General features: G+C 55.7%; 13 protein-coding genes. 7 read left to right on the forward strand and 6 right to left on the reverse strand.

The genetic code is table 11. The features are described 5' to 3' along the window. Positions 1 to 28: 28 nt before the first annotated feature. Positions 29 to 1,234: a tryptophan synthase subunit beta gene (gene trpB / locus D467_RS0116680; RefSeq protein WP_018918680.1), complete on the reverse strand. Its 1,206-nt coding sequence runs from the start codon at positions 1,232 to 1,234 to the stop codon at positions 29 to 31. Between the two features lie 106 nt (positions 1,235 to 1,340). Between trpB and D467_RS0116685 the strand changes: the two genes are divergently transcribed. Beyond that, complete coding sequence (locus tag D467_RS0116685; RefSeq protein ID WP_018918681.1) at positions 1,341 to 2,243, forward strand: LysR family transcriptional regulator; 903 nt, start codon at positions 1,341 to 1,343, stop codon at positions 2,241 to 2,243. Between the two features lie 37 nt (positions 2,244 to 2,280). Here the strand turns inward: D467_RS0116685 and mmuM are convergent, their stop codons facing one another. The 3 genes from mmuM to D467_RS0116700 all read right to left on the reverse strand — a co-directional run bounded on the left by mmuM (position 2,281) and on the right by D467_RS0116700 (position 5,488). Continuing rightward, positions 2,281 to 3,240, reverse strand: a complete 960-nt coding sequence (gene mmuM, locus D467_RS0116690) for a homocysteine S-methyltransferase (protein WP_018918682.1) — start codon at positions 3,238 to 3,240, stop codon at positions 2,281 to 2,283. Beyond that, complete coding sequence (locus D467_RS0116695) at positions 3,237 to 4,679, reverse strand: amino acid permease (protein WP_018918683.1); 1,443 nt, start codon at positions 4,677 to 4,679, stop codon at positions 3,237 to 3,239. Before D467_RS0116695 ends, mmuM begins: the two co-directional genes overlap by 4 nt. 179 nt (positions 4,680 to 4,858) lie before the next feature. Beyond that, entirely contained in the window at positions 4,859 to 5,488 is a 630-nt protein-coding gene (locus D467_RS0116700; protein WP_018918684.1) for a LysE family translocator, read from the reverse strand. Between the two features lie 129 nt (positions 5,489 to 5,617). Here D467_RS0116700 and D467_RS0116705 point away from each other — a divergent pair, with 129 nt between their 5' ends. Further along, entirely contained in the window at positions 5,618 to 6,169 is a 552-nt protein-coding gene (locus tag D467_RS0116705; RefSeq protein WP_018918685.1) for a P-loop NTPase family protein, read from the forward strand. Positions 6,170 to 6,283: 114 nt separating this feature from the next. After that, complete coding sequence (locus tag D467_RS0116710; RefSeq protein WP_018918686.1) at positions 6,284 to 7,219, forward strand: glycerophosphodiester phosphodiesterase; 936 nt, start codon at positions 6,284 to 6,286, stop codon at positions 7,217 to 7,219. Positions 7,220 to 7,242: 23 nt separating this feature from the next. On the opposite strand, the gene D467_RS0116715 is transcribed toward D467_RS0116710, so the two are convergent. Further along, positions 7,243 to 8,136, reverse strand: coding sequence for a dihydrodipicolinate synthase family protein (locus D467_RS0116715; protein ID WP_018918687.1), 894 nt, complete (start codon positions 8,134 to 8,136; stop codon positions 7,243 to 7,245). Between the two features lie 157 nt (positions 8,137 to 8,293). Continuing rightward, positions 8,294 to 9,340: an SDR family oxidoreductase gene (locus tag D467_RS0116720; protein WP_018918688.1), complete on the reverse strand. Its 1,047-nt coding sequence runs from the start codon at positions 9,338 to 9,340 to the stop codon at positions 8,294 to 8,296. A gap of 227 nt (positions 9,341 to 9,567) precedes the next feature. Here D467_RS0116720 and D467_RS0116725 point away from each other — a divergent pair, with 227 nt between their 5' ends. The 4 genes from D467_RS0116725 (at position 9,568) to dusA (ending at position 12,920) form a co-directional block, all read left to right on the forward strand. Next, positions 9,568 to 10,401, forward strand: coding sequence for an AraC family transcriptional regulator (locus tag D467_RS0116725; protein WP_018918689.1), 834 nt, complete (start codon positions 9,568 to 9,570; stop codon positions 10,399 to 10,401). 12 nt (positions 10,402 to 10,413) lie between these two features. Beyond that, positions 10,414 to 11,022 (forward strand): LysE family translocator, encoded by a 609-nt coding sequence (locus D467_RS0116730; protein WP_018918690.1) that lies wholly within the window; start codon positions 10,414 to 10,416, stop codon positions 11,020 to 11,022. A gap of 146 nt (positions 11,023 to 11,168) precedes the next feature. Next, positions 11,169 to 11,480, forward strand: a complete 312-nt coding sequence (locus tag D467_RS0116735; RefSeq protein WP_018918691.1) for a hypothetical protein — start codon at positions 11,169 to 11,171, stop codon at positions 11,478 to 11,480. 393 nt (positions 11,481 to 11,873) lie between these two features. Beyond that, on the forward strand, positions 11,874 to 12,920 hold the full coding sequence (gene dusA, locus D467_RS0116740) for a tRNA dihydrouridine(20/20a) synthase DusA (RefSeq protein ID WP_040460622.1): 1,047 nt from the start codon (positions 11,874 to 11,876) through the stop codon (positions 12,918 to 12,920). The last annotated feature ends 13 nt before the right edge of the window (positions 12,921 to 12,933 follow it).

Raw genomic sequence — 12,933 nt, forward strand, 5'->3', positions numbered from 1 at the left:
TTAGATACGCTCGTTTGAATAGCTGCGCTCATTTGAATTTTTCTCCCAGGTAGTGGGCCACGCTCATCATGTCTTTGTCGCCGCGCCCGCTCAGGTTGACCACCATCAGGTGATCGCTGGGTAGCTTCGGCGCCCGCTTGGCGACTTCGGCCAGCGCGTGGGCGGTTTCAAGGGCGGGGATAATCCCTTCCAAGCGGCAGCAGGTTTGAAACGCTTCAAGCGCTTCGTCGTCGGTAGCCGATACATATTCAACGCGCCCCTGCTCGTGCAACCAGGCGTGTTCTGGGCCAATGCCGGGATAATCCAGGCCTGCCGAAATAGAGTGGGCGTCGATAATCTGGCCGTCCTCATCCTGCAGCAGATAGGTGCGGTTGCCGTGAAGCACGCCCGGCGCACCGCCGTTCAGGCTTGCCGCGTGCTGGCCGCTCTCAACGCCCTTGCCGCCAGCTTCAACGCCAATCATCTCGACCGAGGCATCGTTCAGAAAGGGGTGGAACAGCCCCATGGCGTTGGAGCCGCCGCCAATACAGGCCACCAACGAATCGGGCAGGCGGCCCTCTTTTTCCTGCATTTGCGCACGGGTTTCGTGGCCAATCACCGCCTGGAAGTCGCGCACCATGGCAGGATACGGGTGTGGCCCGGCCACGGTGCCGATGATATAGAAAGTGTCATCCACATTGGTGACCCAGTCACGCAGAGCTTCGTTCATGGCGTCTTTCAACGTGCCGGTGCCGGAAGTAACCGGGATCACTTCAGCGCCCAGCAGCTTCATGCGAAACACGTTGGGCTGCTGGCGTTCGATATCCGTAGAGCCCATGTAAATCACGCAAGGCAAACCAAACCGTGCCGCCACGGTGGCGGTGGCCACGCCGTGCATACCGGCGCCGGTTTCAGCGATGATGCGCTTTTTGCCCATGCGCTTGGCCAGCAGCACTTGGCCAATGCAGTTATTAATTTTGTGTGCGCCGGTATGGTTAAGCTCTTCACGCTTGAGAAAAATCTTCGCGCCGCCAAAATGCTCGGTAAGCCGCTCGGCAAAGTAGAGCGGATTGGGGCGCCCTACGTAGTCGCTTTGAAAGTAGGCGAGCTGGCGCTGGAATTCGGGGTCATCCTTGGCAGTGTCGTATTCGGCTTGCAGCTCAAGAATCAGCGGCATCAGCGTTTCGGCCACAAAGCGGCCACCGAATTGGCCAAACAGGCCGTTGATATCAGGCTGGATCGCAGGTTGGTTCATGATGGCCTCTCAAAGCGGGGTAAACAGTTGCATTGAAAGTAGCGCAAGCAGACGGAGATAAAAATCGATAAGATGTCATCAATATGTGAGCTGGAGTCAACAGTCAATGCAACAGAGCATGCCACCCTTAAGCGCCCTGCGCGCCTTTGAAGCCACCGCCCGGCTAGGCAGCGTGACAGCCGCTGCCGATGAGCTTAGCGTGACCCACGGCGCGGTTAGCCGCCAGCTGCGCAGCCTGGATGAACATTTTGGTGTGGCGCTGTTTGCTAAAGCGGGCCGTGGCATTGAACTGACTCACCACGGCGATCGGCTTTATCACGGCATTGGCGAGGCATTTAGCCGCCTGCGCGATAGTTGCGCGGATCTCAAGCGTGATGTAGAAGAAGCGCCGTTTACGCTGGCCTGCCCCGGTAGCCTGCTGGCGCGCTGGTTGATTCCGCGGCTAGACCGCCTTCAACGCGACCTGCCCCAGCTCAAACTGCAGGTCGTGGTCAGCGAAAGTGAACTGCCCGCCAAGCAGGACAATATCAGCGCTACTCTGGCCTTTTCCGAGCCGCCCTGGCCCGCTGAGGTAGACGTCGTAGAACTAATGCCCGAGCAGATTTGCGCGGTGGTCAGCCCTCGCCTGGAAGCACACCTCGACCCAGCGCAGCCGGATACACTTTTTTCCGGCAAGCTTTTACACACCGCCTCGCGCCCCCAGGCCTGGCCGCAGTGGGCCACCGCGCAAGGGCTTGAGCTTGTGCACCTTGAACAGGCCTTACGCCAGGGCCAGGGGTTTGATCATCTCTACTATTTAATGGAAGCTGCCGTGGCGGGCTTAGGCGTGGCGATTGCGCCAAAACTGCTGGTGGAAGATGATCTGAAAAGCGGACGGCTCACCGCGCCCTGGGGGTTTATCGAAACCCCCGCCAAGCTCTGCCTGTGGCTACCCCGCCACCACAACAGCCAGCGCAGTGAGCAGTTGGCCGCGTGGCTTAAGCGAGAGTTGGGCGCTTTAGATTCATAAAGCGCGAAAAGGAGAAATGAATGAGTACCCAGACGAGCTAGCGCGACTGCCGCCACTGGGCCAGTGCCTGAATATCCGCAGGTGTTGTTCGGCAGCAGCCACCGATACCCGACGCCCCTGCCGCCAACCAATGCTCAGCCCCTTGAACCAAGCCTGAAGGGCCAGTGACGGTGTGATCACACGGGGCCGAGCGCCAGGTTTTGGTCACCGGGTCATATAGCTCCCCCGAGTTGGGATACACCAATACGGGTAGGTCGCACCGGCGTTTGATCGCCGCAATCAATGATTCGATATGCGCAAGTGCGGTGCAGTTTACGCCAATAGCCGCCACGCCAGGGCAGTTAGCCAGCGCTGCGGCACACTCCTCAATCGGCGTTCCATCGCTGATGTGTTCGCCATCCCTGGCCGAGAAGGTAATCCAGCCCTGGGCGCCCGGATGTTCAGCCAAAAGATCGGTGATCGCCAGCGCCTCTTCAAGTGAGGGCAGGGTTTCTACCGCCAGCAGATCAGCGCCCGCGTCCAGCAGAAGCTCAAACCGCTCGCGATGAAACTCAACCAGCCCGGCACGATCCAGATCATAGCCGCCGCGGTACTCACTGCCATCCGCTAGATAAGCGCCATACGGGCCAACGGACGCGGCAACCAGCGGCTTGGGCCGGTCGGTTTGCCCTGGCTGCCACACCGTATCGCGAGCCTGCTGCGCCAACGTGACCGATAGCTGAATTAGCTCACGGGCCTGCTGGGCCGTCATTCCCGCCTGCATAAAACCGGGCACCGTGGCCTGGTAGCTTGCGGTAATCGCGCAGTCGGCTCCGGCTTCAAAATACGCCTGATGCACCTGGCGAATCTTCTCCGGCGCCTGAGCCAGCAGACGCGCCGACCACAGGGCATCGTTGAGATCACAGCCGAGCGTTTCAAGCTCGGTGGCCAACGCCCCGTCGATGACCATAAAAGGCGCTTCCGCCAGCAGGGCCTTGATCGGGTTCAACTCACTCATACGGTCTTCTCCTCAGCGGCAATGTTTGGGTGGTCGGAACGTTGAGTGACCGCGCGATGGCGCACAAAATGCACTAGGTAACAGAGCGCCATGAACGGCACTCCGAAATAGAGCGCCACGCGCTGCTGCGGGTCAAAAGCGATGCCAATGCATGCAGCCAGACAGGCCGCAAACGCGATCAGAGGCACCCACGGGTAGCACGGAGTGCGATATACCAGATCTTTCAGCCGCCCGCCTTCACGCAGGTACTGGCGTCGGAAGTTGAGTTGGCTGAGCGTAATCGCCATCCACACCACCACCACGGCCAAACCAGAGATCGATACCAGCACCAGGTAGACGGTTTCCGGCGCATACACGCTGGAAAACAGCGCACCGAAGCCGCCGATCATGCTGAGCAGCAGCGCATTCATCGGGATACCGCGCTTATTAAGCCGACCCAGCGACTTAGGCAAAGTGCCTTGATCTGAAAGCGTCCACAGCATGCGCGATGAGGCGTAAAGCCCGGAATTAGCCGCCGACAGCAGCGCGGTGATAATCACGAAGTTCATGATATCCGCCGCGCCCGGTACGCCCAGACGCTGGAATACCGCGACGAATGGGCTTTGGCTAAGCCCGGCCTGGCTCTGGGGCAGCAATGCCGCAATCACGATAATGGTACCCACAAAAAATAGAATCAGCCGCCACAGCGTGGCACGGATCGCCTTGGGCACATTGCGCGCCGGGTCCACGGTTTCCCCGGCGGCAATGCCAATAAGCTCCGTGCCGGAAAACGCAAACATTACAGCCAGCAAGGTAGTACCGATAGCAAGGAGGCTAGGCGACATGGCGCCCTCGCCCCAAAAGGCCGAAAGCCCGGGCGATGCCAACGCGGCGCCGCTTGTATCCTGCAGCGGCACCCAGCCAATGATCGCGCCCGCGCCGACGATCACGAACACTACCACCGCGATCACCTTGATCAGCGACAGCCAGAACTCGGACTCGGCAAAGAAGCGTGAGGTAAAGGCGTTTACACCGAACACGATGGCCGCGAACAGCCCGCTCCAGTACCAGCCGGGGATATCAGGAAACCAGCGCCCCATAAACACCGCCGCTGCGGTAAATTCCGAGCCCAGCGCCACCGTCCAGGTAAGCCAATACATCCAGGCCACCATATAGCCAGTGCCGGGGCCGATATAGCGGCTGGCATGGGCGCTAAACGCGCCTGAATCCGGCATATGTACCGCCAGTTCCCCCAGGCACATCATCACCAGCCAGGCAACGATACCGCCGACCAGATAGGCCAATACGGCACCCGTTGGCCCGGCCTGCTGCACGGTATAGCCGGAACTTAAAAATAACCCGGTCCCAATCACGCCCCCTAACGAGAGCATCACTAAGTGGCGCGTCTGCATGCTGCGCTTGAAGTGTGCGCCCTGTTGCTCGCTCATTTGCTCACCCATGGTGGCTTCCCTATCAATCGCTAACGGGCCCACGCAGGCCCTGCCTGTGGCTGGCTTAAAAGGGTGGCTATATTAGAGCATTCAAAATTTACAAAAAAGCATAAAAAAACTATTTTATATTCTTATTTTAAATAAGCTGTAGGCATTGCCGATATTAGCTGGATTTACAAATATCCAACCTAATGATTGGACGCCATTAACGTCCCGCCAGCGGCAATAAACAAGCTGCCGGTGGCACGCTTGAAACGCTTATAGCGGCGCGGACTTTGAAACCAGCGGCTTATGCTGGAGCCAAGCCCTGCGTAAGTCGACATCAGGGTGAAATCGATCACCAGCCACGTCACTGCCAGAATCACGAACTGAATCAGTTGAGGCTGGCTCACATCGATAAAGTTGGGAAACAGCGCGGCGAAGAACAGCAGATCCTTGGGATTGCTGATGCCCACCATAAAACCACGCCGGAAGAGCGTTTTCATCGGTACACGCTGATTGCTGGCGGCTGAAGGGCTGTGAATATCAATGCTAGATGAATCCCGCCAGGCCGCGATGCCCAAATAAATCAGGTAGGCACCGCCAACCAGTTTCAGAATATAAAAGGCACTTTCCGAAGCGGCCAGGATAGCGCCCAATCCCAGCGAGGAAACCATCATTAAGACCAGCGAAGACAAGGCGCCGCCCAGAACGGTGGCGGTCGTGTGCTTTCGGCCAAACTTTAACCCGTGGCTTGTACAAAGCAGCGCCACCGGCCCTGGAAAAATGATCAAGGCAAAGATGACACCCACATAAGTTAGCCAAGTTAACGCATCCACACTGAGTTCCTTTTAAGTAAAAATAGCAAGCAGCAACTACTTTACGTTTTTATGCCCTAGGCGTCGTGTCTATTTGCCCAAAGGTTGTCACCTACGTAAACTAGCGCGCCGCTTGAACAGGGCTGCATCATGAAAATCAATGTCGTCGGCAGCAGCGGCAGCGGTAAAAGCACGCTCTCTAAGCAACTATCCCACGCCCTGGGCGTTCCCTATATTCAGCTTGACCAGCTTTTCTGGCGTGCTAACTGGCAAGGCACGCCGGACGATGAATTTTTCGTCGCGCTGGAAGCCGCTTTAAGCGCAGCCCCGGGCGGCTGGGTACTGGACGGCAATTTTAACCGCACCCGTGATCTCAAGTGGCGCGAGGTCGATATGATCATCTGGCTGGATTACGGGTTCTGGCGCGTCTTACGCCAATCCCTCTGCCGCGCAATTGGCCGCATCATTAGCCGCAAAGAACTTTGGCCCGATACGGGCAACCGCGAATCGTTTCGCAAGACCTTTATGAGCCGAGACTCGATTCTCTGGTGGATGCTGACCAGTTGGCGCTCCAACCAGCGGCGCTATCTTGCCGATTTGATTGACACCCGTTATCGCCATATTCGTATCGTGCGCCTTACCCACCCTCGCGAGGCCGAGGCGCTTGTTAAACACTTGGCACAAAGCCGCACTGGCCGTTAGCACACCCGGTACATGAAGCTTGATGCAGTGCGCAAGTTTACACACAGCGTCATTTGGAATGAGGTAGTAAACGAAGTAGGGTGATTGGCTAAGCATTCACTAAAAGGAACGTTTATGAGCCATTCTTCGTTATTTACTGCCGTGTCATTAGGTCTTTTCGCTGGTGTTACCGCCTCTACTGCATTAGCAGAAACGTCCCCGCTGGAGCAACAGCTAAAGGATCTAGATTCGTTTCAGGTGATTGCCCATCGCGGCGCCAGCGGCCACGCTCCGGAAAGCAGCATGGCCGCACTCGAGCTGGCCCATGAATGGGGAGCAGACTACCTGGAACTGGATATCCAGATGACCTCTGACGGTGAGCTGGTCGCCTTTCACGATGATACCCTCGAGCGCACCAGTAACGGCGAAGGCCATATTAACGACTATACGCTTGCCGAACTTAAAGACCTGGATACGGGATCATGGTTTAACGACGCCTACCCTGATCTGGCAGATGACGCTTTTATTGGCGCCGAGATATTAACGCTTGAAGAGGTCTTCAACCGCTTCGGTCAGGATGCCCGCTACTATCTGGAAACCAAGTCCCCCCAGTTGAACCCGGGTGTTGAAGCGGCGCTTGTTAAGCGCTTGGAAGCGTTTGACATGATTGACACTGGACGCGTGCTGATTCAGTCGTTTGCGCAGGAGAGCCTACTGACAATTCATGAGCTCAACGACAAGATTCCGCTGATTCAGCTGGTGTGGTATTACCCAAGCGAAGAAGACGACGAACGCCTGGTTGAGTGGACAGGCGTGACACCGGGGCCGCAGGAAATCACCAATGAGGATTTTCAGACAGTCGCTGAATATGCGGTAGGCATGGGCACCAATTTTATCTATGAAGGTGAAGAAGTCATCGATGCTGCGTTTATTCAAAAGGCTCAGGAAAACGGCCTGCCGGTACATATCTACACTATTAACGAAACCGATGAGATGCAGCGTTTATTGGATTGGGGCGTGAGCGGTTTGTTTACCGACTATCCGGATCGGCTGATCAAGCTAACCGAATAACGCCACTTCACGCTCACTTCCGCCTACCGTAGATCAAGCTGCTCAACGACCTGCTCTACCCTGCTTCGCTGGTTGTCCTGCAAAGTGTTGAGCGGCAGCGGCAAACAGGGCGTGCTGACCTTGCCCAGTATCTCCGCGGCGGTGGCGATAACCCGCAAGCTTCCCCCGTATTCACGGTATAAAGCCCAGAAGGGTTCAAGCTGATCAGATAGACGCTGGGCCATTTGAGCATCGCCCGCCTGGGCTGCTCGCGTTATCGCCAGCGCCGTTTCAGGAAATAACCCCCCCAATACGGAATACCAGCTGTCACACCCCGCGATTAGGCCGGTGGATGCGACGGCGTCACCGCTTATTCCCAAGGTAACATCCTCTGGAATCAAGGCACGCAAACGTGCAATCCGCTCGCGGGCAGCATTGATATCCGTACTGACCGGGGGGATCTTGATTGAGCGTACTTGAGGCAAATGGGCAATACGGCCATGTAGCTCGTCGCTGAACGTAAAGTGGGTCGTGCCCGGATTATCGTAAACACACAGCGGTACGCTTAATGAACGGCAAACCGTTTCATAGTGGCTAAACACTTCGTCATCGGTCAGCTTCTGATACGAAACCGGCGCCAGCAATATGCCGCTAGCACCCGCTTTCTGAGCGTCTTCGGCCAGCGCCAGTACGTCTCGCGTGCGCAATGCGCCAATGCCAATAATCACCGGCACGTTACCTGCGCTGCTTACCGCCAACTGGGTAACGCGAGTCCGCTCCTCTCGGGAGAGATAAGCATAGCTACCGGTTGAGCCCAGCACGCCGATAGAGTCCACCTGCGCCTTGGCCAAGCGTTCCACTAAATTGGAAAACTCGTCCTCACGAATCCCCTGCTCGTTCATGGGCGTTAATGGAAATGCGCTTAGGCCGGTAAACATGGATAGCTATCCTTTGAAAAAAGGCTCAGTAGTTAAGCTTGAAATTACCAGACAATACAGCATGAGGATAGCGGGAAGAGAATCATCAGGAGAGATGTAAAAGAAGGCTTGGCCCAGCGTTTTGAATGCCCGCTGGGCCAGAACTACTTAGAAACGTTCAAGGATGACCATTGCCACCGCCAGCGCCATAAATGTTACCCGTGGTAAAGCTGGACTCTTGCGAAGCCAAGAGCACGTAGGCACTGGCGAGCTCTGCCGGCTGGCCTGGGCGCCCCAGTGGGCCGTCTTCACCGAAGCTTTGTACGGCTTCTTGCGGCTGGCCACCGCTGGGCTGAAGCGGGGTCCAGAACGGGCCGGGGGCCACGCCATTAACGCGAATGCCCTGCTCGGCAAGCTGCTTGGCCAGCGCCTTGGTAAACGCGATGATCGCTGCTTTGGTCATTGAGTAATCCAGCAGGATTTTAGGCGGATCGTAGGCCACCACCGAGGTAGTGTTGATAATGGCCGCGCCAGCTTCCAGGTGAGGCATCGCCGCCTGGGTTATCCAGTACATGGCGTAAAGATTGGTTTTCATTGTGGCATCGAAGTCATCATGGCTAAGCTCTGTGATCGAGGGCTTCCACTGCTGACGGGCGGCGTTATTAACCAGGATATCTAATCCACCCAGTTGCTGTACTGCCGTCTCGACCAGTTCACTGCAAAATGCTTCATCACGGATATCACCGGGGATGGCAACCGCAGTGCGCCCTTCGGCCTCAATTAACTCAATCACCTCCCGGGCATCAGATTCCTCTTCAGGCAGGTAGTTGATTGCTACATCAGCACCCTCGCGTGCATAAGCAATGGCGGCTGCCCGGCCGATACCGGAATCCCCACCAGTGATTAGGGCCTTGCGGCCTTCCAGACGCCCGCTACCACGGTAGCTCTCTTCACCGTGGTCAGGCCGTGGGTCCATTTCACTGGCAAGCCCCGGCCACTCCTGCGGCTGTTCAGAAAACGGCGGTGCGGGATATTGACTAGTCGGGTCCTGCTTTTGTGGCATAGAGCCTCCTGTAGAGCTTGCGCCCGCTGCGCCAGTGCTGGCGGTGGGCTGTGAAGTGGATGATTGAGCGAAAGCGGGTGCGGCAATAGCGGCGGCCATACCGGTCGCTAGACCACCGACTACCTGGCGGCGTGAAGGATCGAACGAGTTGATCGGTTTCACCGTAACCTCCTTGTCATTAGCCGTACTGGGATTCAACGTTTACCGATCTAGCGTAGCAGCCAGTACCCAGAACTAAATCAAAGCTCACCTGACTTTATGATTCATTAAGAAGATTACCGACCGTTCAAAATGGGCAGTCAGCGCCCATAAAGCGCAATTTTGTACAAGCTGAGGCAAGTCGCAAGCGTTAAACTAGCGCCATATCATTTTGATAAGGGGGCTTAGCAATGGGGCAATCGTCAAGCCGCTTTCAGTTCACTAAAAGTCAGCACATACCCACACTGAAAGTGCTACAGGCAGCGATGTTCGATTTTCGCTATGACCCTCATGCACATGAAGAGTACGCCTTTGGGGTGACGCTTTCTGGGCGTCAGGACTTTTTCAGCGGTGGGCAATATCACCGCAGCCCTCCAGGCAACGTGATCATCTTTAACCCGGACGACGTTCATGACGGCCAACCAGGCGGCGACCGTACGCTTGATTACGTCATGCTGTATGTTCATCCCGACCAGGTGAAAGCCCTATTTGAAGGCGCCTTGGGTCAGGAAACAGCGTCCCACTTTCGATTCGACAGCACATTAGTGCAGGACACCACGCTACGCGAGCGGATAACAAGCGCGGCTCAGCTTATTACCACGACAACCGGCAGTCAGATTGATCAGGAAAATTCCCTCTACCAAGTCGTTGAGCGGATCACCCAGCTAGGCGGCGCCTACCAGCCAGGGCATACCGCTACCCGGCCTGATGCGCTACTCGGCTTGGCCAAGGAGTATATTCACGCGCACTTGGATACCGACCTATCGCTTGAAGCGATTAGCCAGGCCGCGCATCTTTCCAAGTTTCATTTCCTGCGGCTTTTCCGTCAGCAGCTAGGCATCACGCCCTACCAGTACGTAATCAACTGCCGGGTTAATGCGGCGTGTAGTGCACTTGAGCAAGGCGCTTCGCTTAGCGAGGTAACGTTTCGCTACGGCTTTACCGACCTTAGCCATTTCAACCGACGCTTTAAGCGCATATACGGCGTAACGCCCTACCAATATCAGCGCCATCTTATCAGCTGAACAGAGACCTTTATGCTAGCCATTATTGCTTACGCCTTAGGCGTAATGTATTCGCCTGGGCCGGTGAATTTTCTAGGCCTGAATGCCGGTATGAACGGGCAGACAAAAACCTCGCTAGGCTACTGTATGGGCGTAGGCACAGCGATGCTGCTACTGTTTTTACTCTTCGGCTGGGCCGGTGCCGCCTGGATCAACGGCCAGCTACTGATAGCGGTGAGCGTTATCGGCTGTGCCTATATTATTTACTTGGCGATACACATCGCTAAAGCGCGCGTGGATCTCGATTCAATCACCCAGCCACCGCTGACGTTACGCTATCGCGATGGATTGGTGCTACAGCTGCTTAATCCTAAAGGCATTGTGGCAACCCTACCCATTGCCACACTGCAGTTCCCCGCCGCCGGTATCCAAGGGGCTAGCTTAGTATTTTGGTCGCTGGGATTAGCATTACTTGCCGCAGGCGCCCCCGGAAGCTACATCTGGGTTGGCAGCTTAGTGGGTGGCCGGATAAGGAACCCTGCCTTTTTCAGGCGCTTTAATCAGTTGATGGCGTTGCTGCTGGCGGGCGTTGCTTTGTCTATTGGTTATGAGCATGTTTGGGTGCCTTTAATAGGGATGTAAACCGATACTTATACCTGCTCTTCGACCCACTACCTTACGGTACTTTTTTGTGCCTGCAGTTTTCAAAGGGCTGTTCTACCCTATAAATAGAAAGAGCCAATTTGGCTTTTTCAAAGCGAACACCAGGCAAGCATAGGAGTAAAGCGATGAACCATGGATCGGATGAACAGCGTAACAAGGGCGAAGAAGCTCAAAAAGCTAAACAGACGATTGATAAAGACACGCCTCATGATGCCGATGCTCAGCAAAAAGCGTCACAGCATGAAGAGCCACGCCCTTATCGACCAGACGCCAACGTTGATAACCAGAAAAACGAAGAATCTCGTTCAGAGCCAGGCCACAATACGTCTGGCAAAGCAGCGCCCATTCCAGGCGCTCAGGTAGTCAAGGAAAAGCGCGCTCATAAAGACAATATTGATCAGAAATCTGATGAAGCCGACCCTAAAGGGAGCGAGTAGTTTAGGCTCGCCAACCCTGACGCTTTTCTATAACCAGCATAGAAAAAATTAAAGGCCGTCTTTACAGGCGGCCTTTTTAAATTCTCTAACGCTTTGATTTTAAGTGCTTGGAAATAGCATCGGCATCTGGATGTTGAACTCGGTATCAATAGCGTCTGCGCACTCGCCTGCATAGAAAGCGTCTTACTTTGTACTGGCTACCCTTTCTTGCGTACAATTGCCCGCCAAAGAATTCCCCGCTTTTGATACGTCGCCATGGTGTACCACCTTTTTAGATAATTGTCTGATTTCGTGCTCTTAGTACAAATCTGGTACATCGAGTATGGCTATACCGTATCAAAGGGTATTGAACATGCGTATTTATACAGCATCAGAAAGATGCAAGTGATTGATATGAAAAAGTTAAGCCCAGCAGATGCGGCCCGCCGTTTTTCTGTGGCCCCGATGATGGACTGGACTACCCGAGACTACCGGGCGTTTGCGCGTACGTTAACCAAGCGGGCGCTGCTGTATACCGAGATGGTGACTACCGGGGCCGTTTTGCACGGCTCGCCGCGTGAGCGTTTTTTGGGTTACAGCGACGTGGAGCATCCGATCGCCCTGCAGCTGGGCGGTAGCGATACCGGGGAGCTTGCCGAGTGCGCGGCGATTGCCGAGGAATGGGGTTATGACGAGGTCAATCTGAACGTGGGCTGCCCAAGTGATCGGGTACAGAACAACATGATTGGCGCCTGCCTGATGGGCTATCCAGAAAAAGTCGCCGATGCTGTGCGCGCCATGCAGGCTGCGGTGTCAATTCCGGTGACGGTGAAGTGTCGTATCGGGATTGATGACCAGGATGAGGACGCCGACCTAGCGCGCTTTATCGATATAGTCGCGGATGCCGGTTGCGAGACATTTACCGTGCATGCGCGCAAAGCGTGGTTGAAAGGTTTATCACCTAAAGAGAACCGCGATGTGCCGCCGCTCAACTACCCGCGCGTGCATCGTTTAAAGCAGGACCGCCCTGAGCTGCATATTGGCATCAACGGTGGGATTAAAACGCTTGAAGAGTGTCAGGCGCAGCTTAAACACGTAGATAGCGTGATGATTGGTCGTGAAGCGTACCAAAACCCTTGGCTACTCGCTGAGGTCGATGCGCTGCTTTACGGTGAGCCGAGGGCTGTCGCTAGCCGTGTTGAGGCGGCCCAGGCGTTTCGCCCGTATATTCAGCAGCGGTTGGATGAAGGCGCAAAGCTTAACCATATTACCCGTCATCTGTTGGGGCTTTTTCAGGGCTGCCACGGCGGTCGGCGTTTTCGGCGTCTGCTATCGGAACACGCGCATAAAGAAGGCGCCGGGTTACGTTTGTTTGATGATGCTGTTGGGCTGGTTAGCGAGCTTTCTCAAGAACAGTTTCAAGAGCAGGCACAAGAACGCGAACAGCCCGCTACGACTTAACGTAGCGGGCTGC

This window comes from Vreelandella zhanjiangensis DSM 21076 (assembly GCF_000377665.1).
GTDB classification, from domain to species: Bacteria; Pseudomonadota; Gammaproteobacteria; order Pseudomonadales; family Halomonadaceae; genus Vreelandella; species Vreelandella zhanjiangensis.

What these genes read in the sequence shown, in the direction of transcription:
- D467_RS0116725 (WP_018918689.1), top strand. Translation starts at nt 9,568, where the DNA reads ATGGGGCAATCGTCAAGCCGCTTTCAGTTCACTAAAAGTCAGCACATA.
- mmuM (WP_018918682.1), bottom strand. Translation starts at nt 3,240, where the DNA reads ATGAGTGAGTTGAACCCGATCAAGGCCCTGCTGGCGGAAGCGCCTTTT.
- D467_RS0116685 (WP_018918681.1), top strand. Translation starts at nt 1,341, where the DNA reads ATGCAACAGAGCATGCCACCCTTAAGCGCCCTGCGCGCCTTTGAAGCC.
- dusA (WP_040460622.1), top strand. Translation starts at nt 11,874, where the DNA reads ATGAAAAAGTTAAGCCCAGCAGATGCGGCCCGCCGTTTTTCTGTGGCC.
- trpB (WP_018918680.1), bottom strand. Translation starts at nt 1,234, where the DNA reads ATGAACCAACCTGCGATCCAGCCTGATATCAACGGCCTGTTTGGCCAA.
- D467_RS0116695 (WP_018918683.1), bottom strand. Translation starts at nt 4,679, where the DNA reads ATGGGTGAGCAAATGAGCGAGCAACAGGGCGCACACTTCAAGCGCAGC.
- D467_RS0116705 (WP_018918685.1), top strand. Translation starts at nt 5,618, where the DNA reads ATGAAAATCAATGTCGTCGGCAGCAGCGGCAGCGGTAAAAGCACGCTC.
- D467_RS0116715 (WP_018918687.1), bottom strand. Translation starts at nt 8,136, where the DNA reads ATGTTTACCGGCCTAAGCGCATTTCCATTAACGCCCATGAACGAGCAG.
- D467_RS0116710 (WP_018918686.1), top strand. Translation starts at nt 6,284, where the DNA reads ATGAGCCATTCTTCGTTATTTACTGCCGTGTCATTAGGTCTTTTCGCT.
- D467_RS0116735 (WP_018918691.1), top strand. Translation starts at nt 11,169, where the DNA reads ATGAACCATGGATCGGATGAACAGCGTAACAAGGGCGAAGAAGCTCAA.
- D467_RS0116730 (WP_018918690.1), top strand. Translation starts at nt 10,414, where the DNA reads ATGCTAGCCATTATTGCTTACGCCTTAGGCGTAATGTATTCGCCTGGG.